This is a genomic window from Klebsiella sp. 10 (assembly GCF_018223925.1).
GTDB lineage: Bacteria > Pseudomonadota > Gammaproteobacteria > Enterobacterales > Enterobacteriaceae > Klebsiella > Klebsiella pneumoniae.
The window spans coordinates 1-1,445 of the sequence record NZ_JAGRRB010000035.1; the positions used below are offsets into that span (position 1 = coordinate 1).

Here is a 1,445-nt window from a genome sequence, read left to right on the forward strand (position 1 = left end):
TGGACTGCACCCCAAAAGTTGGACACCCAACTGAGTAAGGTGCAATTTTATGGCTAAACCAAAGTATTCCCCTGAAACAAAACTGGCTGTGGTTAATCATTATTTGTCCGGTAAAGACGGAGAACAGAGTACAGCCGACCTTTTTGGTATTGAAAGAACATCTGTCCGTCGCTGGGTCAGGGCATGGCAGTTCCACGGTGCAGAAGGCCTGACTGCAAAAAATAATCATTATTCCGATGAATTTAAACTCGTGGTCGTCCGGGCGGTTATCAGTGACCGCCTGACGATGCGTGAAGCGGCTGCCCGGTTTAATCTCTCCGCAGAAATACTTGTCCGGCGCTGGCTCGACGTGTACAACGATGCCGGAGCGGAAGGTCTTTTAAACATGCAATGCGGACGGCCCGGACAAATGACAAAGCCAAAAAATATCCCACCACTGACAGATAAAGAGCTGGAAAAACTCTCCCCCGAAGAGCTCAGGGCCGAACTGCGTTATCTGCGGGCAGAGAATGCCTATCTAAAAAAGTTGAAAGCCTTGGTTCAGAGCGAAAAAAATGGCAAAAAGCCCTGATAATCAGTGAACTAAGGCATGAACACGCTCTGCGGGACCTTCTGCGGGCGGCCGGTATGTCCCGTAGCACGTGGTATTACAATATGAATGCACTGAAGCAAGGGGACAGGTATGCGGGTCTTAAAGAGAACATCAGGAAGATATACCACTATCACAAAGGTCGTTATGGCTACCGCAGGATCACGCTCGCACTGAGAAAACAGGGGCTGCGGATAAACCATAAAACAGTGCAGCGGCTGATGGCAGAACTGTCACTCCGGTCTGTGATAAGGGCGAAAAAATATCGTGCCTGGAAAGGGAGAACGGGCGAGGCCGCGCCCAATATCCTGAGCCGGAACTTCGGTGCGTCAAAAGCCAACGAAAAATGGGTAACAGATGTGACAGAGTTCCCGGTACAGGGAAAAAAGCTTTACCTGTCGTCAGTTCTCGATCTGTTTAACCGGGAGGTTATCGCCTACAGCCTGTCGGAAAGGCCGGTGATGGAGATGGTGAATACGATGCTGGACGGTGCGTTCCCGAAGCTCAGACCGGGAGATGCTCCGCTGCTGCACTCGGATCAGGGCTGGCATTACAGGATGAGGAGCTATCAGGAACGTTTAAAGGCGCATGGGATGACGCAGAGTATGTCGCGTAAAGGAAACTGCCTGGATAATGCAGTGATGGAAAACTTCTTCGGGACCCTGAAATCGGAGTGTTTTTATCTGAGGGAGTTCAGGAGTGTCAGTGCGCTAAGAAAAGCCGTAGAGGACTATATCCATTACTACAACAACGAGCGGATAAGCCTGAAATTAAAAGGCCTGAGTCCGGTAGAGTACCGAACCCAGGCTCTGAGAGCCGCTTAATATGAACCATCCAACTTTATGGGGTCAGTCCA

1 protein-coding gene is annotated in these 1,445 nt (G+C 50.3%); it reads left to right on the forward strand.

Annotated elements, in window-relative coordinates; translation table 11 throughout:
* Nucleotides 1-49 precede the first annotated feature (49 nt).
* Nucleotides 50-1,413 (forward strand): IS3-like element ISKpn1 family transposase gene (locus KHQ26_RS25735; RefSeq protein WP_085955203.1). Its coding sequence is split into 2 segments (ribosomal slippage): nucleotides 50-518 and nucleotides 518-1,413, totalling 1,365 coding nucleotides; the frame shifts between segments, so codons are not numbered across the junction.
* Nucleotides 1,414-1,445 lie beyond the last annotated feature (32 nt).